Source organism: Dactylosporangium sp. NPDC000244, from assembly GCF_040300725.1.
GTDB lineage: Bacteria > Actinomycetota > Actinomycetes > Mycobacteriales > Micromonosporaceae > Dactylosporangium.
Genome location: NZ_JBEPEH010000018.1, coordinates 21,084 through 45,002 on the forward strand (window position 1 = coordinate 21,084; position 23,919 = coordinate 45,002).

The following is a 23,919-nucleotide window of genomic DNA, read 5'->3' on the forward strand; positions in this document are numbered from 1 at the left end:
CGAGATGGTCAAGTGGTCAAGCCAATCGGCCCGGCTCCGGCGGCGGCCGCGATGCGCCGCAGGTGCTCGGTCATCGCGGCGCGGGCGGCGTCGGGGTCGCGGCGGTCGATGGCGTCCACGATCGCCGCGTGCTCGGCCGCGGTGCGGCGCAGCACGCCCGGGCGGGTGGCGGTCATGGCCCGGCTCGCCCGGCCGAGCACCGAGAGCGTCTGCAGCATCGTGGCGAGCAGCGCGTTGCCGGCCGCGTCCGCGATCAGACGGTGCAGCGCGACGTCCGCGGCCACCCGGTCCGGCTCGGCCAGCGCCGCCCGCATCGCCGCGACCTGACCCGCGTCCGCACGCGAGGCGGCGAGCGCGGCCAGGGCGGGCTCGATCAGCAGCCGCGCCTCGAACAGCTCGTCGACCGTGCGGCCGCTGAGCGACATCACGAACTGCAACGGCTCCAGCAGGGCCGCGGTGTCCAGGGCCGCCACGTAGGTTCCCGACCCGTGCCGGCTCTCCAGGATGTTCAGGCTGACCAGTGACCGGATCGTCTCGCGCAGCGTGGGCCGGCTGATGCGCAGCATCTCGCTGAGCTCCCGCTCGGCGGGCAGCCGCTGCCCGGGCGTGAGCCGGCCGTCGACGATCATCTCCTGGATGAGCCGCACGGCCTCGGCGGCGGCGGAGGAGCGGTGGACCGGGGTGAACTCGGCGGTCACGGGTTTCTCCCAGATGACTTGGTGGCCTGGCCAGTTTAGGACGTAGCCGCGGTTTGGCGCCGACCTCTATCGTGACCGCATGGAGCTGCCCGACGGCCGTCTGCCGGAGTCGTTCGGCGCGCCGGCGTTCCCGGAGCCGAGGCCGTTCGAGATCGGCTCGCCCGCCCGGCCGGTCACGCCGCCCGAGACTCCCGCCCCGCCCCCGATGCCGTCCGCGCCGGCCGCCCGGGCCGCGCCGCGCGGCAAGGCGGCCCGCAGGCCCGCGAGCAAGGGGGCGGTCAACAAGGGGGCGGTCAAACGGCCGCCCGCGGTGCCCGTGCTGCAGCCGCCGCCGAAGCCCGCGGCGCGCAAGGCCGGTCCGGTGGTCATCGCCCTCGTCGCGTTCGCCGTCATGGCCGCGGTCATCTGCTGCGCGGTGGCGCGCAACGCCCGCGACGAGGCCGCGGGCGTTGCGCCCGGCGAGGCCGCGACCACGGCTCCGGCCCGGGCGGTGGAGGCGGTGGCGGCGCCGTCCGAGGTCTCGGGCCCGTGCCCGGCGATCGGGTTCCTCGGCGCCGACGAGCTCGGGCCGGACGCGGTGGACGCGCGGCGGGCGGTGCAGCTGGCGGTCAGCCGGCACAACGAGAGCGGTTCCCCGGCGTGCCAGGTCCGGCTGGTCGAGGCCGACACCGGGCACGGCGGCACGGGGGAGGCCGGCGCCGCGCTCGCCCGGTTCGGCGACGACGTCATCGGGGTCGTCGGGCCGCTGCGCGACGCCGACGTGTCGCTGCTGGGCCGCGACTTCGAGCGGCGGGACCTGCCGTTCGTCACGCCGTGGTCGGGCGACCCGGCCTCCGCGACGCTGGGCCTGACGGCGTTCCATCGCCTGTACCCGACCGACCTCGACGTCGCCGACGCCGCCGCGCGGCTGCTGAAGACCAGACTCAAGGCCAGCAAGCTGTTCGTGGTCCGCCACAACGCCGTCGCCGACCAGCGCATCGCCGACCGGCTCCGGCGCAGCGTCGACGTGTCCGTCGTGGCCACCGTCCAGGTCGAGGCCGCCGCGAAGGACTACCGGGCGCTCGTCGAGCGGATTCGGGCCTCCGGCGCCGAGGCGGTCTTCTTCCGCGGCGCCCCGGACGAGGTGGGCTACCTGACCATCGCCCTGCGCGCGGCCGGCTTCGGCGGGCCGGTCGTCGGCGGCGAGGCGCTGCTCGATCCCGCCTACGCCCAGTTGGTCGCCCAGTCCGGCACCAACACGTTCGCGCTGTGCGGCTGCGCGGACGCGGCCGACGAGCCGTTCCTGGCCGCGTTCCGGCGCACGTTCGGCGCGGCGCCGGGCCGGCACGCGGCCACCGCCTACGACGCGGCGACGCTGCTGCTCGACGCGATCACCGCCCGGGCCGGCTCGCGCGCGGACCTGCGGGCGGCCCTCGCGCGCGGCCCGTTCAAGCTCACGCAGGGCACGTTCGCGTTCACCACCACCGGCGACCTGGACCGTTCGTCGGTGGTCGTGCACGTGTACCGCCCGGACACGGCCACGGCCACGAGACCCGCGATGCTGCCGGTGACCGCGATCCGCCTGACCTGAGGCCCGGCGGATCGCGGGGCTCAGGAGCCGTTCACCTCGAGCTCGTAGATGCGCGTCGCGCCGTCGACCTGGTTCGGGGTGGTGACGCTCAGGCGCACGTACCGCGCACTGCGCGCGGCGATCGCGTGGGTCGTCACGCCGTCGGCGTTCGCGGTCACGGTCACCGCGGTGCTCCACGTGGTGCCGTCGGTGCTCGTCGCGATGGTGAAGGCGCGGGTGTCGTACGCCCCCTGCTCCCCGCCCGCCCCGGCGTGGCGCACCACGAAGCGCCGCACGGTCCGCGCCGAGCCGAGGTCGAGCTGCAGGCTCGCGCCCGCGACCCCGCTGCACCACTTGCTGTTGCCGGACACGACCCCGTCGACGGCCTTCGCGGCCGCCTCGGCCGCGACGCACGGGGCCGAGCCGGTCGCCGCGGCGCCGAGCGCGAGGTTGACGCCCGGGAAGGCGCCCGCCTCGTCGGCGATCGCGATGTCGTCGACGTAGCCGCGGAACGGCCCGGTGCCGCCCGGCCGGTCGAACCCGACGTCGATGCGCGACACCGTCCGGCCCGCGAGCCCGCCGAGGCTGACGCGCACGAGGTTCCACTGGTTCACCACGAGCCGCCCGCCCTCGCCCTGGAACTGCGGGTGGGCGCGCACCCCGTACTGGTCCACCGCCCCCGAGTCGCGCAGCGCCGAGCCGTCGGTGAACTGCAGGTCGACGGCGACGAACGTGCCGGTCGCCTGCTGCGGGTAGATCCAGTACGACAGCACGCTGCTCGCGCCCAGGGGCAGGTCGGCGGCGAAGACACGCTGGTAGGAGTACGACTGGGTGGCCGAGTTGTCGGAGCCGGAGTACATCAGCGCGCTCGTGCCGCTGTGCGCGACCTCGGCCCGCGGGGAGGACTCGGCGGCGGTGAGGGCGCAGCAGTACCCGCCGACGCCGATCGCCGCCGCCGCGCTGTCCGCCCACGTGGGGGCCGCGTCGGACGGCTCGAACGCGGTGGCGAACAGCGGCCAGTCGCGCCCGTCGCCGAGCACCGGCTCCAGGGCGGTGTACCAGCGCACGGCCATCTTCGCGTAGCCGGTGTCGTTGGGGTGCAGGGTGTCGTTGAGGTCGCTCGCGCTCAGCCCGCTGAGGTCGGCGATGCGCGTGCGGGCCTTGCCGGACAGCACCCCGGGGATCGCCGCGTTGAACGTGGTGATCCGCGACTGGATGGTGGCGTCGAGCGCGGGCACGATCTTCGCGACCACCACCGTGGCGGAGGGCCGGTCGGCGAGGATCTGGTCGACCAGGGCGGCGAGGCGCTGCGGGGCCGTGGCGACCTGGTAGTTCTGGTTCATGTCGTTGGTGCCGATGTGCAGCAGCACCACGTCGGGCTGGTAGGTCGCGAGCCAGCCGTCGATGTTCGCGGCGATCTGGTCGATGCGCCAGCCCGAGTGGCCCTCGTTGTCGGGGTCCGGCAGGGCGCCGGACTGCTGCGAGCCGACGAAGTCCACGCCGAAGCCGGCCTGGGTCGTGAGGCGGTTCCACAGGGCGGCGCGGTAGCTCGAGGTGGTGGGGCTGCCGACGCCCCAGGTGATCGAGTCGCCGAGCGGCATGATCTTGATCGGCCGGCCGGTGACGGCGGCCGTGGCGGCGTGGGTGGGCAGGACGACGGCGGCGGCGAGCAGGAGGAGGACGACGAGTAGGCGGCGCATCGGGAACCCCCAGGAAGGCATGGTATCGACCAGCGTCGCTGTCTGTGCGAGCTTTGTCAACCATTGACAAAACCCCGTCCGTTCATGCCCGGTTCATGTGGTCGCGAGCTGATGTTCATCGATGTGATCGTGACGTGCGCCGCATTGTCGGGCCGCGGGTGGTCGGGGTCGCGGGCGGTTGTGCGGCACGTGCTAACGTCCGGCGACAGGTACCCCGACTCGACGCGGCACGCCGCCCTGACCTGCTGTGATGGGCCTAGATGACGACCGTAGAACCGTTGTTGGTGGTCAGCGTCCACGACGTGGCGCCCGCGACCGCCGACGAGACCGCCCGCTGGTGCGCCGACGCCGACGCGCTCGGCATCCCGGTCTCGCTGCTGGTGATCCCCGGCCCGTGGCGCGGGATGGCGCTGGCCGAGCACGGGGACTACGCGGAGGTGCTGCGCGACCGCGCCGCCCGCGGCGACGAGCTCGTGCTGCACGGCTGGTGCCACCAGGCCGGGCCGGAGGGGCGCCCCGTGCGCCGCGCCGTCGGCCGGGCCGTGGCCCGCGGCGCCGCCGAGTTCGCCGCGCTCGACGAGGGGCAGGCCGCCCGCCGCCTCGGCGACGCCAAGGAGGTGCTCGACCGCCTCGGGCTGCGCACCACCGGCTTCACCCCGCCGGGCTGGCTCGCCTCGCCGGCCGCCGAGCGGGCGCTGGCGGGGGCCGGGTTCCGGTACACCACCGACCACTTCGGCGTGAAGGACCTCCGCGGCGACGGCCCCACCCGCGCCCGGCGCGGATTCGCGCTCTCGCACCGCCCCGGGGGCACCGGCGAGCGGCTCGGCGCAGCGGTCCTGCGCACCGGCGCGGCCTGGGCCACCCGCCGCCGCGGCCTGGTGCGCGTCGCGCTGCACCCCGACGACCTGCACCGGCCGCGCCTGCGCGACGACACCCTGCGGGCCATCGAGGGCGCGCTCAAGGCCGGCGCCCGCGCCACCACCTACGGCGCCGTCCTGGACGCGGCGGCGTCGTGAGGATCGTCCAGCTCGCGAACTTCTACACGCCGGTCTCCGGCGGGCTGCGCACGTGCGTGGAGCAGACCGGGCGCGGCTACATCGCGGCCGGCCACGAGCGCGTCACGCTGGTGCCCGGCACCGAGGATCGCGACATCACGCTGCCCGACGGCCGCCACCTCACCGTGCGCAGCCCGCTGCTGCCGGGCACCGGCGGCTACCGGGTGCTCACCGCCCGCCGCCGCGTGTGCGCGCTGCTGGACAAGGTCGAGCCCGATGTGCTGGAGGCCAACGACAAGCTCAGCATCGGATGGCTCGCCCCGTGGGCGCATTCCCGGGGTGTACCGCTGGTGCTGGTCTCGCACGAGCGCATCAACGCCATCCTGCGCACCCGGGTGCCGCGCTGGTTCCCGCTGGACGCCGCCGCCACCGCGGCCAACCGCCGCCTGCACCGGCTCGTCGACCACATCGTGCTCACGTCGGCCTTCTCCGCCGCCGAGTTCGAGGTCTTCGGCCGGGAGAAGATCCACCGCGTCCCGCTCGGCGTGGACCTCGACACCTTCACGCCGGTCGAGCACGAGCCCGGCGTGCGCCTCGTGACCGTCACCCGCCTGTCCACGGAGAAGCACCCGGAGCTGTCCATCGAGGCCCTGCGCGAGCTGCGCCGCCGCGGCGTGCCCGCCACCCTCGACGTGATCGGCACCGGCCCGCTGCAGCGCCGCCTGACCCGCCTCGCCGAGGGGCTGCCGGTGCGCTTCCTCGGTCACGTGGCCGAGCGGGGGCGCCTCGCCGAGCTCGTGGCCGGCGTGGACATCTCGCTGTCGCCGTCGCCGGCCGAGACCTTCGGCCTGGCCACGCTGGAGTCGCTCGCGTGCGGCGTGCCGGTGGTGGTCCCGTCGAAGGGGGCCGCGGGCGAGCTGATCCTGCGGCCGGAGTCGGGCCGGGTCACCGACGGCACCGCGCACGCGCTGGCCGACGGCGTCGAGTCGCTGCTCAGCGCGCCGCCGCAGCGCCGTCGCTCGGACGCGCGAGCGGTGGCGGAGCAGTTTCCGTGGTCGGCGACGGTCGGTGGTCTGCTGGAGGTGTTCGCCCGGGCGACGGGGCGCCAGCGCGTCCCGTAGCGAGCAGCGCCACGCCCGCGACGAGCATCCCCGCGACGACGACCTGGCTCCAGGGCCACCACAGGGCGCCGCGCCAGCCCGCGTGGAAGACGGTCGCGTCGAACAGCGCGCTCGCGAGCGGGTCGGCGATGCTGATCGCGGTCAGCGCGGTGGGCAGCGAGCCCGCGGCGAACGCATCCTGGGTGAGCAGGGCGCTGGCCGTGGTCGAGGCGGCCAGGGCCAGGATCGACCAGTCGTGGGCCAGGCCCCGGATGCCGTCGCGGGCCAGCGTGTCGGTGACGAGCACGACGAACACGGCGGTCAGGCACGTGCACACGCCGGCCGCGACCCCGGCGAGCGCGCCGCGCAGGCGGGCCTCGGTCCGGGCCGGGAGCAGGTGCGCGCCGACGACGAGCGCGGCCATCACCGCCGCGGCGAGCCCCACCGCCGGAGGCACATCGGTTCGCACGAGATCATGCGGCACCGACGGACGGGCCACGACCAGCAGCGCCAACCCGGCACACACGGCGACGGTGCCGAGCCAGGCCGTGGCCCGTGGCCGGCGGATCGTCAGCAGCGCGAACAGCAGCTGTGACACCAGCAACGCCTGCACGATCGTGAGCGATCCAAGGTGCAACGCAAGCGCGTGCGCGGCGAAGGCGAACAGGTTGAGCACCCAGCCCGCCAGCCACCAACGATCCCTTACGAGCGTCCGGATGAGCAGAAACACCCGCACGGGCAGCGCGCGATCGTGCACGTCCGGCGCGGCTCGGTGCGCCGCGCGCTGCTGCATGGCCGCCGAGAAGGCGAACATGGCGGCAGCCAGAACCGACAGCACGACAGCGAACATGATCAGGGGTTGTACCGCAACCGCACGACCACCCGGCTACCAGCACATGGCCATGCGGTGTTCACAGGAGTTGGGTTCAAGTTCTAGACTCAGCTCATGCTCATCCGGCCATGGCAGACGGGCGACGAGCACCTGGTGGCGGCCGCCGAGCGGCACCTGTCCGCGCGCAGCATCGACCGGCGCTTCTGCGTCGGCAGCGGCGGGCGCCTGCCCGCGTTCTACCTGCGTCATCTGGAGGGCGGCCCGCGGCCCGAGTGGGACGCGCAGGTCGCGCTGGACGACGGCGGGCAGCTGTGCGGGTGGGCCGAGTACGGCCGCCGCCCCGCCTGCTCGCCCGCCGCCGACCTGGCCGTGCTCGTCGCCGACCCGTGGCAGCGCACCGGCTTGGCCACCGCGCTCGTGCGCGCCCTCGTGCCCCGCATGGCCGCGGCCGGCGTGCGCACCATCGAGGCCGACGTGACCGGCGCCAACGCGGCCAGCAAGGGCCTGATCCGCGCCCTCGCCGGCCCCGGCCTGCGCCCGACCTACCAGGACGGGATGGTCCACTACGCCTTCGATCTGGCGGTCGTACCGTTCGCGCCGGTGACCGTCTGACCTGACGCGGCCGCCCGGTCGATCGCCGCCCCGACCGCGCCGACCCGGTCCGCGAGCAGTCCGACCGCGCCGACGGCCCGGCTCATCGGGTCGTCCTCGGCGCCGCCGAGCGCCTGCGCCCGGCGATAGGCCGCCTTGACCTCGGCCCACCGCTGCGCCCGCTCGGGGGTGAGGCGGCCTCGCAGCTCGGCCAGCTTGAGCAGGTTGGCCTCGGCCCCGGCGGTGAGCGTCTGCGCCTCGCCGGCGTAGTGGTCGTCGACGGCCGCCTCCAGCTCGGCGTCGTTCATGACCGGCACGACCCGCTCGGCGAGCTTGTTCATGTTGCGGTACGAGCCCTGCAGCAGGAACGGCGGCTCGGTGCGGGACGCGTCGGCCTGGGCCGCGGAGGCGATGTACGCGCGGTTGGTCGCCAGCACCACCTCCTGCACCCGCAGCAGCTTGCGCAGCACGGCGAGGATCCGGTCCACCTCGACCGCCGAGTACGGGTGGGCGAGCTGGTCCGGCCGCACGGTGCCGTCGCCGCGGGCCAGCCGCACCAGCAGCTCGACGTCGCCGCGGTCCCGCGCGGACAGCGGGGCGAGGACGGTGTTGGAGGTCAGGGCGTTCTCGATGTAGCTCAGCGCGAACACCTCGTCCCGGCCGGTCAGCACGTCGCCGAGGTTCCACACGTCGGCGCGGTTGGCCAGCATGTCGGGGATCCGGAAGCGCTGCCCCGACTCGGTGTACGGGTTGCCGGCCATGCACACGGCGAACCGCTTGCCCCGCAGGTCGTACGTGCGCGTCCGGCCGTTCCAGACGCCCTCCATGCGCCGCTGGGCGTCGCACAGGGAGATGAACTTCTGCAGCAGCTCCGGCGACGTGTGCTGGATGTCGTCGAGGTACAGCAGGACGTTGTTGCCCATCTCCAGCGCGAAGTTGACCTTCTCGATCTCCAGCCGGGCGGTCGCGTTCGGCGCCTCCGCCGGGTCCAGCGACGTCACGTGGTGCCCGAGCGCCGGCCCGTTCACCTTGACGAACGCCAGCCCGAGGCGGCTGGCCACGTACTCCATCAGCGTCGTCTTGCCGTAGCCGGGCGGCGAGATGAGCAGCAGCAGGCCCATCTGGTCGGCCCGCTTCGCCTCGCCGGCCGCGCCCAGCTGCCGGGCCAGGTTGTCGCCGATCAGCGGCAGGTACACCTCGTCGAGCAGCCGGTTGCGCACGAAGGCGCTCATCACCTTCGGCCGGTACTCCTCCAGCCGCAGCCGCTCCCGCTCGCGGGCGGCCAGCTCGTTGCGGCGGCGCTGGTAGGCCCGGAAGGCCGGGACGCGTTCGAGCCGGAACCGGCGGGTGCGGGCGAGCACCTCGTCCAGCCGCAGCTCCATCCGGCGCCCCTCGATGCGCGGATGGGTGCCGAGCAGCCCCTCGACGGTCGCGGTGAGCTCGGCCGCCGACTCGCGCCGCGGCAGCTCGGGGCCGCAGAGCACGATGGCGGCGGCCTCCTGGAGGTCCGGGCTGTCCGGAGCGAACGAGGTGAGCCACGCCGACACGAGCTGGCGGCGGGCGGCCAGATCGCCCTCGATGGCCCGCAGGTCCTCCGCGAGCTCGTCGGACGGCACGGCCCGCCGGAATCGGTCCAGCAATGCCCGCGCGCCCGCGCCGGTGACGAACCCGAACGGCGAACCGCTCAGCTCCTCGAACAGATACTCGGCGGCGAGACCCGAGGCACCCATCGACTGCTGGAGCTCCGCGCACAGCTCGCCGACCGCGGCCGAGGGCCCGAACGCCGCCCGGGCCCGGGCCAGCGACCGCGCCCGCCGGGTCCAGGCCGCCTTCGCCTCGTCGCCGGCGCCGAACGCCCAGAACAGCTGCGCCTCCGCCCGGTCCGCCCCCGGATAGCGCAGGAGCCCGGCGCCCGCGTGCAGCCGGAGCAGGGCCTCGAGGATCAGGGCCGCGTCGTGGTCGTGGACGCCGCGCTCGTAGCCCTCGTCGTACCGCTCGTCGGCGAAGCGCCGCACCAAATCGAGGAGGTCGCCGTCGGCCGGCCCGGTGCCGTCGAGGACCAGGGCGGCGAGGTGCTCGGCGCGGTACACCTCGGGCGACTCGGAGGCGACGAGCTGCCCCCAGAACGGGCGCGCCGCGGCGATCTCCGGGTCGTCCACCGGCGCGCGGTAGTCGGTCGCGGTCACGGTGAAAGCCAGCCCGTCGCCGTGCGGCACGAGCGTGAGGTCGATCGCCTGGGTGTTGACGGCGAACCGGTGGCGGCCGAGGCGGATCAGGTCGGCCGAGCCGTCGAAGAGGTCGATCCGGTCCCGCAGCAGCCGGCCGGCCTCGAGCCGGGCCCGCTGGATGCGGCCGTCCAGCTCCTCGGCGCGGACCTGGTCGCCCAGCTCGCGCAGCTCGCCGGCCAGGCGGCGGACCCGCGCGACCATCGGGTCGGTCGTGAAGTACGTGTTGACCTCGTCGGCCGACGTCATGGTGGCGACCCGGCGCCCGACGCCGGCGAGGATCCGCTCGGCGGACTCGGCGAGCCGGTCGGCGCGGCGGGCCCGCTCGTCCAGCAGCGCCTGCCGGCGGGCCGAGAACGCCTCGTAGACGTCGGTGCGCTTGTCCGCGAGCTGGGCCAGGAAGTCGTCGAACTCGCCGAAGCGGGACTCCAGGTTCTCCAGCTGCAGCATGAGCCGGCCCAGCTGCTCGTCGCAGCGCTCGGGGGTGCCGGCGTCCGCGAGCGCGCCGGTGACCGCCTGCCCGAGCAGCGCGAACTCGGCCGCGAACTCGGCCCGGCCCTCGACGGCGAGCAGCTCGCGGCGGCGGGCGTCGAGGGTGGCCCGGGCACGGTTGACGCCGCCGAGCACCTCGCCGATGCGGGCCAGGATGCCGACGCGGACGGTGGCGTCGGCGATCTCGAGGGAGCCGACCACCTCCGTGACGATCTGCAGCGCCTCCGCCTGCGCGGCCAGCCGCTCGCCGACCGGCGCGGCGTCGGCCACGGTCCGGATCGCCTCGGCGTCGGCGACCAGGCGCTCGACGCCGGTGTGGTACGCGGCGAAGGCGTCCTCGTGCTGCAGGAACCGCACCGCCCGCTGGGCCGCCGCCGTGAGCTCCGCGCCGAGGCGGGCCTGCAGCGCGGCGACCCGCTCGGTGTCGACGTAGCGCAGCTCGGCCAGCGGCACGAGGGAGCCCTGCGCGCGGCGCAGGTCGGCCAGGCGCCGTACCCATGCGTCGGTGTCGGCGGGCGTCTCGCCCTGGGAGCGGCGGATGAGCGACTCGATCCGCTCGCCCTGCGCGCCGAGCGCGGCGGCCGCCTCCTCGGTGAGCGCCCGCACCCGCTCGAACTCGCCGAGCACCTGCTCGGCGGTGTCGCGCAGCTCGGTGAGCGGGTGGCGCAGGTCGCCGAGGTCGGCCTCGCCGAGCCAGTGGTAGTGGTCGAAGGCGCGCCGGCACGCGGCGATGATGGCCTCGAAGACCGCCGCCGACGGGGCCATCTCGGCGACCATCCGGGCCACCGACAGGGCGTCGGAGATGCCGCGGACGAGGTCGGCGTTGCCCACCCGGTCCAGCGGCCCGGTCCCGATCGGCTGGGCGGCGGCGTACGTGTCCGACTGGTACGGCGTCTGCCAGACCTGCATGGTGTGGACCCGGGCCGGCTCCTCGGACTCGGCGCGGAACACCACGAGGGTCCCGTCGTCGAACAGCGAGTAGCCGTGGCACACGATCGGGTTCTCGACCGCCTTGCGGATGACGTTGTACGGCAGCAGCAGCGATCGGCCGTCGGCGCGGGCGTGGAAGACGTAGAGCACGTCCTCGCCGTTGACGGACCGGATCACGCGCTCGAACTCGAGCTCGGCCACGTCGGTGTCGAAGGTGCGGGCGACGCCGGTGGCCAGGTAGTAGCCGCCCGGGAAGATCAGGCCCTGGTCCTCCGGCAGGCGCTGGCAGCCCTGGCCGATCCCGTCGAGCCGCACGACCGCCCGGGTCCTCGTGTTGAAGACCAGAAAGCGATAGGCGTTCTCCTTGTACGGCCTGATGCGCAGCAGCACCAGGGCGCCGATGCGGGCGTAGCTCACGTCGGCGTCGGCGAGGCTCTGTAGCGGCTCGTCGACCGGCTCCCGGTAGATGCCCTCGCCGGTCTCGGTGTTGTTCTCCACCTTGACGGTCAGGTCGCCGCCGACGGTCTCGACGAACACCACGTCCTCGATGGAGATGTGCGGGTGCCGGCCCAGGACGTGCTGCTCGCGGCCGACCGGCGTCCACTCGAAGTCGTGCGACGGCGGGAACACGTGGTCGCGCTCGCCGCGGTTGTCCACATAGGACACGGTGCCGTCCGGGCCGACGGTCCAGCGCAGCACCTTGATGTCGTCGGTGCGCGGCCCGGTCTGGAAGACCGCGAGGAGCTTGCCGTCGAGGCGGCGCAGCTGCAGCAGCCGGGTGTCGCGGTAGTACTTGTAGACCTCGCCGAACTCGCGCAGCAGCCGCGGGTCGCGCAGCAGCGCGGCGTCGTCGTCGCCGGTCGGCCGGTCGAACCGGAACGCGTCGCCGTCGCGGGCGAAGCGGTGCACCGAGAACACGTCGTCGACCGTCGTCTCCGGCTTGAGGCCGATGAAGACGTTGTACCCGAACAGCATCAGGCCGCCGACCGACACGATGTCGCGCGGGACGCAGTTGTGCTCGGTGCGGATGCGCTCGGTGCCCAGCAGCCGCAGCTGCGCGCCCCCGAACACCTCGGTCCGCCGCGCGTTGAGGGCCTCGGCCCGGCGCGTCAGCTCGGCCGCCTGGGCGGCGAGCCGGTCGCGCAGCACCTCGTAGGTGCCGGCGTCCAGGCTCGCCGCCGGGGCCGCTTCGGTCTTGTCGCTCACCGCCGCGGTCGCTCCGGTCACCGCTGGGCCGCCGCCAGGGCCGCGACCGGCTTGTCGGCGATGCCGAGCCGGTGGGCCGTGTCGAGCAGGTCGCGCAGCTTGTCGCCGTCGGCCCCGCCGCGCTGGATCTGCTGGGCCAGGAACGCCGACAGCGTCAGGTTGGACACGTCCGCGGTGCTCATCGAGCCGAGCACCCGCCCGAGGTCGCCGACCAGGTCGCCGTTGCCGTTGAGGTAGGCCGCACCGACGCCCTGCACGACGTCGGAGTGCTGCACGAGCCCGTCGATGCTCTTGCCCAGCGTGATCGAGCCGAGCAGCTTGTCGAAGAAGACGCTGTCGCCGCCGACGATGTCGATGTTCGCCTTCTCCAGGCCCGCGGCCAGCACGAGCGCCTGCTGCTCGGCCACCTGCCGGTGCACGTCGATGCCGGCCAGGCGGACCTCCTTCTCCATCTCCAGGCGCAGGCGGTACTCCTCGTGCCCGCGGGTCGCGGAGTCCATCGCGGCGAGCGCGGCGGCCTTCTCGGTGAGCCCCTCGGCCTCGCCCTTGAGCTTGTCGCGCAGCGCGTCGGCGAGGGTGATCGCCTTCTGCCGCTCGACCGAGGCCTCGGCCAGGCCGGCCTTCTCGATCGTCTCGGCGTGGGCGACCGCCTTCTCCCGCTCGACCACGGCCTCGGCCCGGCCGACCTTCTCGATCGCCTCGGCGTTGCGCTCGCGGACCAGCACGTCGGCCAGGCCGGCCGCGGCCGCCTCGGCCTGCACGCCCTCGGCCAGGCGGATCTTCGCGCGGGCCTCCAGCTCGGAGGTCTGCTGCCGGGCCTCGGCCAGCACCAGCTCCTCGCGGGCCCGGAACTTCGCCGCCTGCTCCGCCGCCTCGGCCGCCTTGATCCCCTTGACCAGGTTCTCCTGCGCCTCGGCCTCGGCCGCGATGATGACCGCCTGGCGGGTGCGCTCGGCCTCCTCGACCACGCGGAGCCGCTTGATCTGCTCCTCCTGCTCGGCGACGGTCCGCTCGACCGCGATGCGCTCCCGGACGACCTCGGCGATGGCCCGCTTCTCGGCCTCGACCTCCTTGTCCTTGGCGATCGTGCTGAGCTCGGTCTCCCGCTGCCGGGCGATGACCTCGAGCATGCGGTCCTTCTCGATGCGCTCGGACTCGATGGCGATGACCCGCTCGCGGTTCTTCTCGGCCACCGCGATCTCGCGCGACTTGTTCTCGTGCTGGATGCCGACCTGCTCGTCGGTGCGGATCTCCGCGGTCTGCGACTTGAGCCGCTCCTCGGCCCGGACCCGGGCGGTCTCGGCGTCCTCGCGGGCCCGCAGGGTGTCGACCTCGCGCCGCTGCTTGATCTCCGCCTCGGCCTGCCGGCGCTCGAGCTCGAGGATGGCCTCGCGCGCGTCGACGTCCTGGCGCTTGATCTCCTTCTCCTCGGTGCGCCGGTACTCGTTCGTGCGCACGTGCTCGATCGCGGTCAGCTCGGTGATCTTCCGGATGCCCTGCGCGTCGAGGATGTTGGAGCCGTCGAGGCTCGACAGCGGCGTCTGCTCGAGGAAGTCGATGGCCGCGTCCTCGAGGCTGTAGCCGTTGAGGTCGGTGCCGATGACCCGGACGATCTGGTCGCGGAACTCGTCGCGCTTGGTGTAGAGGTCGACGAAGTCCAGCTGCTTGCCGACGGTCTTGAGCGCCTCGGAGAACTTGGCGTTGAACAGCTCCTGCAGGGTCTCCTGGTCGCTGGCGCGGACGGTGCCGATCGCCTGGGCGACCTTGATGACGTCCTCGACGGTCTTGTTGACCCGCACGAAGAACGAGATCCGGATGTCGGCCCGGATGTTGTCGCGGCAGATCAGCCCCTCCCGGCCGGTCCGCTCGATCTCGATCGTCTTCACCGAGATGTCCATGACCTCGGCCTTGTGCAATACCGGCAGCACGACCGCGCCGGTGAAGGTGACGTCGACCTTGCTGACCTTGGAGATGATCAGCGCCTTGCCCTGCTCGATCTTGCGGAACAGCCGGCTGATGGCGACGAGCACGCCGATCGCGGCGAGCACGATCACGCCGAGCACGACGAGGAAGCCGGTGGTAAGAACGGTCATGAAAGCTCCCTGTGTCCGGGGGTGGGTCCAGTTGGAGCGGGGACGACCCAGAAGAACTCGCCGTCCCGGTCGTATTCGTAGATCACCGCGACGCTGCCGGCGGTGAAGGTGTCGGCGCCCGTCTGGCGAACCTGGACGATCGCGCTGGAGCCGTCGTCGGCGGTGACCTCGGCCTGGCCGAACGACTCGGTCACGGTGCCGGTGCGGATCACGCACGACCGCCCGACGAACGCGGTGCGGGAGCCGCCGCCCGTCGCCGGGGTGAGCCGCCGCAGCGGGATCGCGGCCAGCCGGGCCGCCAGCCACCCGGCCGCCAGGGCGACGAGCAGCACGGCCACCCGGGGCAGGGCGCCGCCGGTGACGGACGCGCCGGCCAGGCTGACGAGCCAGGCGACCGGCACGAGCACCGAGAGCCCGACCGCGACCGGCGCCCCGAGCAGCCCGTGCCCCACGTCGATCAGGTCGGTGTCGGCGCCGCCGAGGAGCACGACGAGCCAGTACGCGATGACGAGGACGAGCAGGACGGTGAACAGGACGGTCGGGAATCCGAGAATTGCGCCGAAAAACTCCATCTGCCCCTCTCGTCTCCCGTCACTCGCGTGTCCGAATGGTGACAGGCCGCGTCAAGACCATGTTCGCGATAGCGTACGGGCATGAAGGCCGCCGACCAGGTGCCCCTGGGCCGCCTCGGCCTGGACCGCGTCGGCGTGGTGCACGTCCACGACCCGGACCTGGACTACGGATCGGTACTCGCCGCCCGGCTGGCCGAGGCCGGCCCGCGCCGTGGCGTTCACCCGCCGGCCCTGCGCTCGCTCGATCTCACGGACGCGACGCTGCTCGGCTCGCCCGCGCTTCCGGGCGCACTGGGGAGCCTGGCGCTGCGGCTGGAGCACGGCACCGACGCCGAGGTCCGGCGGCTGCTGGACGGTCCCGTCGTCGCGGAGCGCCTGAGCCTGCACGGCACGCCGGTCACCGACGCGCTGCTGGCGGAACTGGCCCGGCACGGGACGACATCCGTGGACGTCTCCAGGACCGCCACCACGGGCGAGGGGCGGGCGCGGTTCCGCGCCGAGCACCCCGATCTCACGCTGCCCCCACGGGACAAATAGCGCGAAACGGTCGAACTTTTCACGCACGCAGCGAAAGTTATCGACATCTCGACGGAAGTCCCCTAGCGTGTCGTGGCATATCGACGGTCGTCGGTTCCGCCAGTGCCGATGAACGCCTCGATGACCCGTGCCCGTCTTCGGCGAGCGCGCGCGGGAGTCCGTGACCGGCTCCTACCCCTTGGAGCGTTCCGTGAAGCGATGGACGACCCTCTTCGCCGTGCTGCTCGCGGGCGTCGGCCTGCTGCCGGCGATCCCCTCCGCGGCCGCGGTGCCACCGCAAGAGCCCGGTGTCACCCTGCGCGTCTTCGACCTGCAGACCCCGCAGAGCTCCATCTGCGTGCTCAAGTCCGGGCAGACCCCCAACGTCGACAAGCTCATGCCGACCGTCAACTGGACCACCGCCGCCGACTTCGGCGGGCTCGAGGACTACTTCCAGGCCCAGGTCATCGGCAACGTCAACATCACCGGCGCCGGCACCTACGCGTTCCGGCTCACCAGCGACGACGGCTCCCGCCTGGCCATCGACGGCGCGAACGTCATCAGCAACGACGGGCTGCACGGCGCGACCGCGGTCGAGGGCAGCGTCGCCCTCACGGCCGGCTACCACGCGCTGCGCATCGACTTCTTCGAGCGCACCGGCGGTCAGCAGTTGACCCTCGAGTGGCGGCCGCCGGGCTCGAGCGCCTACGCGCTCGTGCCGAACTCGGTGCTGAGCACCGATGCCGGGGTCGTGCGCGTCACCGCCCCCGGGCGCAAGGAGTGCGAGGGCTCCGCGGACTCGCCCGGCGACGGGCTGCCGCTGACGTCGGTGCACCCGGGGTACACCCTGACGAACCTGCGCCCGAGCGGCTTCAACCCGCAGGTGAGCGCGATGGACTGGTTCCCCGACGGGCGCCTGGCCATCGCCACCTGGGGCGGCAGCCTCAACACCACGGGCGAGGTCTACATCCTGCGCAACGTGACGGGCGCGACCTCGCCGTCGCAGGTGCAGTACACCCGGATCGCCTCCGGGCTGAAGGAGCCCATGGGGCTCAAGATCGTCGACGGCATCATCTATGTGTCGCAGAAGCACGAGCTGACCGAGCTCACTGACACCAACGGCGACGGGCAGATCGACCGCTACCGCACGGTCGCGACCTGGCCGTTCGACGGGAACTTCCATGAGTTCGGGTTCGGGCTGCTGTACCAGGACGGGTACTTCTACCTGAACCTGTCCGTCTCCATCAACCAGGGCGGCGCGACCACCGAGCCGCAGGGCTCGCCGAACCGGGGCACCAGCCTGAAGATCAACCGCTCGACCGGCGCCGTGCAGTACGTCGCCGGCGGCCTGCGCACCCCCGACGGCATCGGCTGGGGGCCGGCCGGGGAGCTGTTCGTGACCGACAACCAGGGCGGCTGGCTGCCCGCGTCGAAGCTGGTGCAGATTAAGCAGGACCGCTTCTTCGGCCACTACACCAACCCCGACGGCCCGTTCGACGGCCAGCCGGTCACCCAGCCCGTGCTGTGGCTGCCGCAGAACGAGATCGCCAACTCGCCGAGCACCCCGTTGGTGCTCCGCAATGGACCGTACGCCGGGCAGCTGGCGTTCGGCGACGTGACGTACGGCGGCATCCAGCGCGCCTCCCTGGAGCAGGTGAACGGCGAGTACCAGGGTGCGGTGTTCCGCATGACGCAGGGGCTCGAGATGGGCGTGCTGCGCATCAGCGAGGGCCCCGACGGCGCGATCTACGCGGGCGGCCTCGGCGCCGGGGGCAACTGGGGCCAGGAGGGCAAGCTCACCTACGGCCTGCAGAAGATCACCGCGAACGGCGCGAACGTCTTCGACTTCAAGGCGATGCGCGTCAAGCCCGGCGGCTTCGAGCTGGAGTACACCCAGCCGGTGTCGACCGAGACGGCGGCCCAGCTGGCCTCGCGCTACACGTTCAAGCAGTGGCGGTACGTCCCCACGCCGGCCTACGGCGGCCCGAAGGTCGACGAGGAGTCGCTGCAGGTCACCTCGGCCACGCTCTCGGCCGACCGGCTGAAGGTCAACGTCCAGGTCGCGGGCCTCAAGCCGGGCCGGGTCGTCTACGTGCGCTCGCCGCGGCCGTTCACCTCGACCACAGGCCAGTCGCTGTGGAGCACCGAGGCCTGGTACACCCTCAACGCCCTCGCCGACGGCACGCTCCCGCCGACCGGCCAGCAGGAGGCCGAGTACTCGGGCCTGAGCGGCAGCGCGGGCGTCGCGACCGACCACAGTGGATACACCGGCACCGGCTTCGTGGCCGGGTTCGGCAACGCCGGCGCCGCGGCCACGTTCAGCGTCGCCGCCCCCAGCGCCGGCTCCTACAGCGTGGCGCTGCGGTTCAGCAACGGTCCCAACCCCTCCGCGGGGACGAAGACCGTCAGCCTGTACCTCAACGGCGCCAAGGTGAAACAGCTGTCCCTCGCGGACACGGGCAACTGGGACACCTGGGCGACGGCCACCGAGACGCTCCAGCTGCGCGCGGGCGGCAACGCGATCTCCTACCGCGTGGACAGCGGCGACATCGGCCACGTCAACCTCGACAACATCACCGTCGCGCCGGCCGGCGGCGGGGGAGCGGCGGACCACACCGGCACCATCACCGGCATCGGCGGCAAGTGCGTCGACGTCAGCAACGCCGGCACCGCCAACGGCACGAAGATCCAGCTGTGGACCTGCAACGGCACCACCGCGCAGAGCTGGACCCGCACCGGCGACACGCTCCGCGCGCTGGGCAAGTGCCTGGACGTCGACAACGGCGGCACCACCAACGGCACGAAGGTGCAGCTGTACGACTGCAACGGCTCGGCCGCCCAGGTGTGGCAGGCCGGGGCGAACGGCACCCTGCGCAACCCGCAGTCCGGCAAGGTGCTCGACGCGGCCGGGGGCGCCTCGGCCGACGGCACCCAGCTACAGATCTGGGACGCGGCCGGGGTACCGCAGCAGAGCTGGGTCCACAATGGAGCCTCCCGGGTGACCTTGTTCGACGGCGGCAGCCTGAACGCGTTCGCCAACGCCGACGGCACCGCCCCGACCTGGCCCGTCTCGGGCGGCTCGGCGGAGGTGCTGGGCGGGGACATCCGCACGAAGCAGGCGTACGGCGACTTCAAGCTCCACGTCGAGTTCTGGCTGCCGAACCTCCCGGCCGACGTCACCGGCCAGGCCCGCGCGAACTCCGGCATCTACCTGCAGGACCGCTACGAGGTCCAGGTGCTCGACACCTACGGCAAGACCCCGCTGGCGAACAACGAGTGCGGCTCGATCTACCTCAAGCGGGCGCCCGACAGCAATCCGGCAACGGCGCCGGAGACCTGGCAGACGTACGAAATGACGTTCCGCGCGGCCCGCTGGAACGGCACCACGAAGACCGAGAACGCGCGGGTCACCCTCGTGTGGAACGGCGTCACGGTGCACAACAACGTGGCCGTCGACGGGCCGACCGGCGCGGGCGCGGCCGAGAGCCCGGCGGCGCTGCCGATCCGGCTGCAGGACCATGGCGATCCGGGCGCGAACGTGCGTTACCGCAACATCTGGATCGAACCCGTGTAAGGGTTCAAGGGGACAGGCGCTCGCTGAGCCAGGCCAGCGCGAGCGGGTAGCGGTACTCGATACCGCCGTGGCCGGCGTCGAACAGCTCGAAGTACACCCGTGGCTGTTGGACGCCGGCCGCGAGCACCTTGTCCAGGAACGCGGACGCGCCGAGGTCGAGGAAGTACTCGTCGCGCCGACCGGCGTCGATCCAGATGCCGCGCATCGAGCGCAGCGCCTCGGCGTACTCGGGCTTCCCGGCCATCACCACGGGGTCGCGGTCGAGCCACCGCTGCCACACGTCCGGGATCACGGCGCCGTTGGCGTCGAACGGCATGCGGACCGTGCCGTCCTCGTCGGCCGAGTACGCCGCGGCGTACGCGTAGAGCTCCAGCAGCTCGATGTCGCCGTCGCGCGGGATGCTGCGGCCGCGGAACTCCCGCAGGAACGCGTCGTAGGAGCCGCCGTACTGGTCGCGCAGCTGCCGTGCCAGCCGCGGGAAGGCGAGCTGGTTGCTCACCTCGAACAGCGCGTCGCCGGCGTGGGTCGCGAGGGCGCCGAACACGTCGGGGCGCAGCATCGCGGTCACCATCGCGCCGTAGCCGCCGCTGGACTTGCCGCTGATGCCGCGGTGGTCGCGGCTCGCGAGGGTCCGGAAGCGACCGTCCACAAAGGGCACGACCTCCTCGCAGAGGTACGTGTGGTAGCGCCCGGTCGCCGGGGAGTCGAGGAACTGGCTGCCCCCGAGCGCCGTCCAGGCGTCGAAGAACACCACGATCGCCGGCGGCGCCTCACCGCGGGCGAACATCGCGTCCATCAGCTCCGGGTACGGCTGCCGGAATGCGGGACGGTTCCACCACATGCCGAGATGCCCGGTGTACCCCTGGCCCACGTAGACCGCGGGGTAGCGCCGCGACTGGTCCTCGTCGTAGCCGGGCGGCAGGTACACGAGCAGGGGCCGCTCGTGCGGATCGCCGAGCGGGTTGCCGCGCAGGACGGCGCTGTCGACGACGAGCTCCTCGAAGCGCCCGGCCGGCTCGGATTTCCAGGGCAGCATTCGTACCTCCAGTGCCTTCGCAGATCCCGACGGCGCCCGGGGGCGGCGCGACCCGCGCGGTGCCGGGCGCCTTCACCCTACGTCGGCCGGTCTGCGGCGCGGCGGCTCCCCGGCCTCGTCCGGTCTGTGGCGCGGCGGCTTCCCGGTCTCGTCCGGTCTGTGGCGCCGCGGCTCCCCGGTCTCGTGCGGGGTGTGGCGTGGCGGCTCTCCGGCCTCGTCCGTGGCAGAGCATGCCCGGCGCTTGCCGCGGCGGCCGGTCCGTCACGCCGCGCCGAAGGCCGCCCAGTCGACGAGCCGGCCGTCGAAGGCGCCGCCGTCGCGCAGGATGTTCGCCACGCCGTCGCGCAGTGGGACGCTCATCTCGCGCAGCTGGTTCGCGACCAGCGGCTCGAACATCGCCGGCCGCAGGTGCCACCACCAGGCCATCAGGTGCTCCGGCCCGTAGCGGGACGGCTCGGCGAGCAGGTCCCGCCACTCGGCCCGCAGCGTCGGATACTCCTGCGGCAGCCGCTCCAGCACCCCGAACCAGTTTCCCCAGCTCACGACCATGAACAGCCGCAGCCGATCGCGGGCCCAGCGCAGCGCGGCGTCGTTCCCGGCCGCGCCCGCGTCGCGCAGGACGCCGGCGAGGTACTCCTCGACGACCGCGGCCGCACCGCTCACGTCGATCGTCCCGCGGTGGCGGATGGCGTCACGCAGCACGGCGAGTTCGAGATCGGGCACGGCGCCATTGTGCGCACGCGCGCACCCGGCATTGCACCGCCGTTCGGCCACCGCATTCCGGGATCCCCGTCGATCCCCGGCTCCAGCGCTCGCGTCCCTTCCCCGGCCCATCTTCCCGGCCGGTCTTGTGTTCATTCCTGCCGGGCTGCCTTCCGCCCGTCTTCCGCCCGTCTTCCGCCCGTCTTCCGCCCGTCTTCCGCCCGTCTTCCGCCCGTCTTCCGGCCCGTCCTCCGCCGTCTTCTGCCCTTCCTGGCGGCGCGTCGCAATGCCCGGCTTTACCGCGAAATGTCGAAGCGCTTCGAGGTGAATATTTCAGTCTTTGTGCTCGATTAACTCGCAGGTCAGAGCCCTTGTCCCGGGACATTCCGCCGCGCTGCATTTGAGCGGCTCAGCGGCGGTGCGTGACGATCCCGATCCCGGGCGAGCCAGCCGCCCGGCTCGACCCGTACCCGGAGGAACATCGACATGAGCCTGCTCAAACGTCTGCCGCGCGGCCGCACCCTCGGGGTGGCCGGCGCCGTCGGGGCCCTCGTGGCCGGCGGCCTGATCCTGGCGCCGATGGTCAACGCGTCCGCCGCGTCGGGCTGCCGCGTCACCTACACCACCAACCAGTGGCCCGGTGGCTTCACCGCGAACATCGCGATCACCAACCTCGGCGACCCGATCAGCGCGTGGACCCTCGGCTGGACGTTCGGCGACGCCGGGCAGAAGGTCGGCCAGGGCTGGTCGGCGGCGTACACGCAGAGTGGTACCGCCGTCACCGCCAAGAGCCTGGACTACAACGGCAACCTCGGCACCGGCGGCTCGACGAGCATCGGGTTCAACGGGACGTGGACGAGCGCCAACCCGAACCCGGCCTCGTTCACGCTCAACGGTGTCGCCTGCACCGGCTCGGTCGGGACCCCGTCGCCGACGACCGCCTCGCCGAGCCCGTCCAAGAGCGTGAGCCCCAGCCCGAGCCGCAGCGCCAGCCCGAGCCCGAGCACCAGCTCCACGCCGCCTCCGCCGCAGGGGACCACGCCGCTGGCCATCAACGGGCAGCTGCACGTGTGCGGCGTGAATCTGTGCAACCAGTACAACAAGGCCATCCAGCTGCGCGGCATGAGCACGCACGGCATCCAGTGGTTCGCGTCGTGCCTCAACAACGCCTCGCTGGACGCGCTCGCCAACGACTGGAAGGCCGACCTGCTGCGCATCGCCATGTACGTGCAGGAGCAGGGCTACGAGACGAACCCGTCGGGCTTCACCGCGCAGGTGAACAACTACGTGGACATGGCCGAAGCGCGCGGCATGTACGCGATCATCGACTTCCACACGCTGACCCCCGGTGACCCGAACTACAACCTCGACCGGGCCAAGACCTTCTTCGCCTCCGTCGCCCAGCGCAACGCGAACAAGAAGAACGTCATCTACGAGATCGCCAACGAGCCCAACGGCGTGAGCTGGCAGGGCATCAAGAGCTACGCCGAGACGGTCATCCCGATCATCCGCGCGGCCGACCCGGACGCGGTCGTCATCGTCGGCACCCGCGGCTGGTCGTCGCTGGGCGTCTCCGAGGGCTCGAACGAGTCCGAGATCGTGAACAACCCGGTGAACGCGACGAACATCATGTACACGTTCCACTTCTACGCGGCCTCGCACAAGGACGACTACCGCGCGGTCGTGGCCCGGGCCGCCCGCTCGCTGCCGCTGTTCGTGACCGAGTTCGGCAGCGTCACCTACACCGGCGGCGGCACGGTCGATCTCGCGAGCACCGGCACCTGGCTGGACCTGCTCGACCAGAACAAGATCAGCTACGCGAACTGGACGTACTCGGACGCGAACGAGAGCAGCGCGGCGTTCAAGTCCGGCACGTGCGCGGCGGGCTCGTACACGAACGCGAACTCGCTGAGCGAGTCCGGCACGTACCTGCGCAACCGCATCCGCACCGCCGACAACTTCCCGACGAGCTGAGCCTTCCGCCGAGCTGAGCCTTCAAGGCTGGCTGGCCCTTCCGCCGAGCTGAGCCTTCCCGGCGGGCTGAACCGAACGAACCTGAGCACGACCGATTGAGCGAAGGTCCACTCGCGCCGGGCGGAGCGCACAACTCCGCCTGGCGCGACTGTTCGGACACCATCGCATGAGCGAATGGACAACCAGGCGAGCGAGCCCTGGCCGGACAGGAACGAGCACCATCGCGTGAGCGAATGAGCGGCCGACCCGAACCGGCTGCCGGGGCGCTCAGGCGGGCTCCAGCGTCGGTGCCGCCGACCGGCGCTGGGGCCGCTCGCGGCGCGAGATGCGCAGCCAGACGGCGAAGCCCCACAGCACGAATCCCGCGTAGACGGCGTAGAGCGCGGCCGACGGGTAGTAGCGGAAGTGCAGCAGTTCCGGGACGCCCACCAGATCGACCGCGATCCAGCACAGCCAGAAGTCGACGAATCCGCGCGCCATCGCGTACGTTGCGGCGATCGAGCCGACGAAGATCCAGGAGTCGGCGAGGTAGTACCACCATGGCACGGGGAAACCCGCGCCGACGGCCCGGAACACGTAGAAGCACGCGACCACGGCGACCGCCGACCCGGCCAGGAGCGCGAGCCGTTCGCCGCGCGAGGCCCATCGCGGATGCACGGCGGGGCCACCGCCGGATGAGCGATTGTGTTTCCAGCGCCACCAGCCGTACACGCTGGTGAGCACGAAGAACACCTGGCGCGACGCCTGGCCGTACAGGGGCGTGGTCGCCTCCTCCGAGCCGGCCGCCTGCCCGACGAAGACGGTGAACAGCAGCAGGTTGCCCACGATCCCCACGGGCCAGGCCCACACGCTGCGGCGCAGCCCGAAGAGCGCCGACGCGAGCCCGAACGCGTTGCCCACGATCTCGCGGTAGCTGATCGACTGCCCGGCGGTGACCTGCCAGTGGGCGTCGTAGAAGCGGTCGATCAAGTCGGCGAACCAGTGCACGAGCCGCACGGTACAACTGCTGCGTTTTGGTCGTCGACCCCCGTGGCCAATCGCCCTCGCCGCCGTGGCCCTCATCACCTGCGTCAACCGGGCCGGCAACCGCGACGCCGGCGATCTCCGGCTTGCACAGCCCCCGACGCGGAGTTC

The 23,919-nt window shown here is 72.7% G+C and carries 15 protein-coding genes and 1 pseudogene; 7 read left to right on the plus strand and 9 right to left on the minus strand.

Annotated elements, in window-relative coordinates:
• Window positions 1-8: 8 nt before the first annotated feature.
• Window positions 9-698 carry a FadR/GntR family transcriptional regulator gene (locus ABT369_RS25500; RefSeq protein ID WP_350615507.1) on the minus strand — a complete coding sequence of 230 codons (690 nt, stop codon included), beginning with the start codon at window positions 696-698 and terminating at the stop codon, window positions 9-11.
• A 79-nt stretch (window positions 699-777) separates the two neighbouring features.
• Here ABT369_RS25500 and ABT369_RS25505 point away from each other — a divergent pair, with 79 nt between their 5' ends.
• Window positions 778-2,268 carry a branched-chain amino acid ABC transporter substrate-binding protein gene (locus tag ABT369_RS25505; protein ID WP_350615508.1) on the plus strand — a complete coding sequence of 497 codons (1,491 nt, stop codon included), beginning with the start codon at window positions 778-780 and terminating at the stop codon, window positions 2,266-2,268.
• A gap of 20 nt (window positions 2,269-2,288) precedes the next feature.
• On the opposite strand, the gene ABT369_RS25510 is transcribed toward ABT369_RS25505, so the two are convergent.
• The gene (locus ABT369_RS25510; RefSeq protein WP_350615510.1) at window positions 2,289-3,968 is read right to left on the minus strand and encodes a GDSL-type esterase/lipase family protein; all 1,680 of its coding nucleotides are present in this window, start codon (window positions 3,966-3,968) and stop codon (window positions 2,289-2,291) included.
• A 239-nt stretch (window positions 3,969-4,207) separates the two neighbouring features.
• On the opposite strand from ABT369_RS25510, the gene ABT369_RS25515 reads away from it, so the two are divergent.
• Window positions 4,208-4,963 (plus strand): DUF2334 domain-containing protein, encoded by a 756-nt coding sequence (locus tag ABT369_RS25515; protein WP_350615512.1) that lies wholly within the window; start codon window positions 4,208-4,210, stop codon window positions 4,961-4,963.
• A complete protein-coding gene (locus ABT369_RS25520; protein ID WP_350615513.1) occupies window positions 4,960-6,063 on the plus strand; it encodes a glycosyltransferase in 1,104 nt (367 codons plus the stop codon). Before ABT369_RS25515 ends, ABT369_RS25520 begins: the two co-directional genes overlap by 4 nt.
• Window positions 6,064-6,115: 52 nt before the next feature.
• Here ABT369_RS25520 and ABT369_RS25525 read toward each other — a convergent pair.
• A pseudogene (locus tag ABT369_RS25525) lies at window positions 6,116-6,892 on the minus strand (DMT family transporter); the annotation flags it as partial.
• Window positions 6,893-6,988: 96 nt separating this feature from the next.
• On the opposite strand from ABT369_RS25525, the gene ABT369_RS25530 reads away from it, so the two are divergent.
• Window positions 6,989-7,486 (plus strand): GNAT family N-acetyltransferase, encoded by a 498-nt coding sequence (locus ABT369_RS25530; RefSeq protein ID WP_350615515.1) that lies wholly within the window; start codon window positions 6,989-6,991, stop codon window positions 7,484-7,486.
• Here the strand turns inward: ABT369_RS25530 and ABT369_RS25535 are convergent.
• The 3 genes from ABT369_RS25535 to ABT369_RS25545 are packed head-to-tail and all read right to left on the minus strand — an operon-like array spanning window position 7,438 to window position 14,983.
• Complete coding sequence (locus ABT369_RS25535; protein ID WP_350615517.1) at window positions 7,438-12,318, minus strand: DNA repair ATPase; 4,881 nt, start codon at window positions 12,316-12,318, stop codon at window positions 7,438-7,440. The genes ABT369_RS25530 and ABT369_RS25535 overlap by 49 nt on opposite strands.
• 17 nt (window positions 12,319-12,335) lie before the next feature.
• Complete coding sequence (locus ABT369_RS25540; protein ID WP_350615519.1) at window positions 12,336-14,411, minus strand: flotillin family protein; 2,076 nt, start codon at window positions 14,409-14,411, stop codon at window positions 12,336-12,338.
• Window positions 14,408-14,983, minus strand: a complete 576-nt coding sequence (locus tag ABT369_RS25545; RefSeq protein WP_350615521.1) for a hypothetical protein — start codon at window positions 14,981-14,983, stop codon at window positions 14,408-14,410. The genes ABT369_RS25540 and ABT369_RS25545 overlap by 4 nt, the downstream gene beginning before the upstream one ends.
• 81 nt (window positions 14,984-15,064) lie before the next feature.
• Here ABT369_RS25545 and ABT369_RS25550 point away from each other — a divergent pair, with 81 nt between their 5' ends.
• Together ABT369_RS25550 and ABT369_RS25555 are read left to right on the plus strand one after the other, a co-directional pair.
• The gene (locus tag ABT369_RS25550) at window positions 15,065-15,520 is read left to right on the plus strand and encodes a hypothetical protein (protein WP_350615523.1); all 456 of its coding nucleotides are present in this window, start codon (window positions 15,065-15,067) and stop codon (window positions 15,518-15,520) included.
• A 190-nt stretch (window positions 15,521-15,710) separates the two neighbouring features.
• Window positions 15,711-19,073: a 3-keto-alpha-glucoside-1,2-lyase-like domain-containing protein gene (locus ABT369_RS25555; protein ID WP_350615525.1), complete on the plus strand. Its 3,363-nt coding sequence runs from the start codon at window positions 15,711-15,713 to the stop codon at window positions 19,071-19,073.
• Between the two features lie 4 nt (window positions 19,074-19,077).
• On the opposite strand, the gene ABT369_RS25560 is transcribed toward ABT369_RS25555, so the two are convergent.
• On the minus strand, window positions 19,078-20,109 hold the full coding sequence (locus ABT369_RS25560) for an alpha/beta hydrolase (protein WP_350615527.1): 1,032 nt from the start codon (window positions 20,107-20,109) through the stop codon (window positions 19,078-19,080).
• A 261-nt stretch (window positions 20,110-20,370) separates the two neighbouring features.
• Window positions 20,371-20,832, minus strand: coding sequence for a hypothetical protein (locus ABT369_RS25565; RefSeq protein WP_350615529.1), 462 nt, complete (start codon window positions 20,830-20,832; stop codon window positions 20,371-20,373).
• Between the two features lie 465 nt (window positions 20,833-21,297).
• Between ABT369_RS25565 and ABT369_RS25570 the strand changes: the two genes are divergently transcribed.
• Complete coding sequence (locus tag ABT369_RS25570; RefSeq protein WP_350615530.1) at window positions 21,298-22,785, plus strand: cellulase family glycosylhydrolase; 1,488 nt, start codon at window positions 21,298-21,300, stop codon at window positions 22,783-22,785.
• A 267-nt stretch (window positions 22,786-23,052) separates the two neighbouring features.
• Here the strand turns inward: ABT369_RS25570 and ABT369_RS25575 are convergent, their stop codons facing one another.
• Complete coding sequence (locus ABT369_RS25575; protein ID WP_350615532.1) at window positions 23,053-23,772, minus strand: nicotinamide mononucleotide transporter family protein; 720 nt, start codon at window positions 23,770-23,772, stop codon at window positions 23,053-23,055.
• Between the last annotated feature and the right edge of the window lie 147 nt (window positions 23,773-23,919).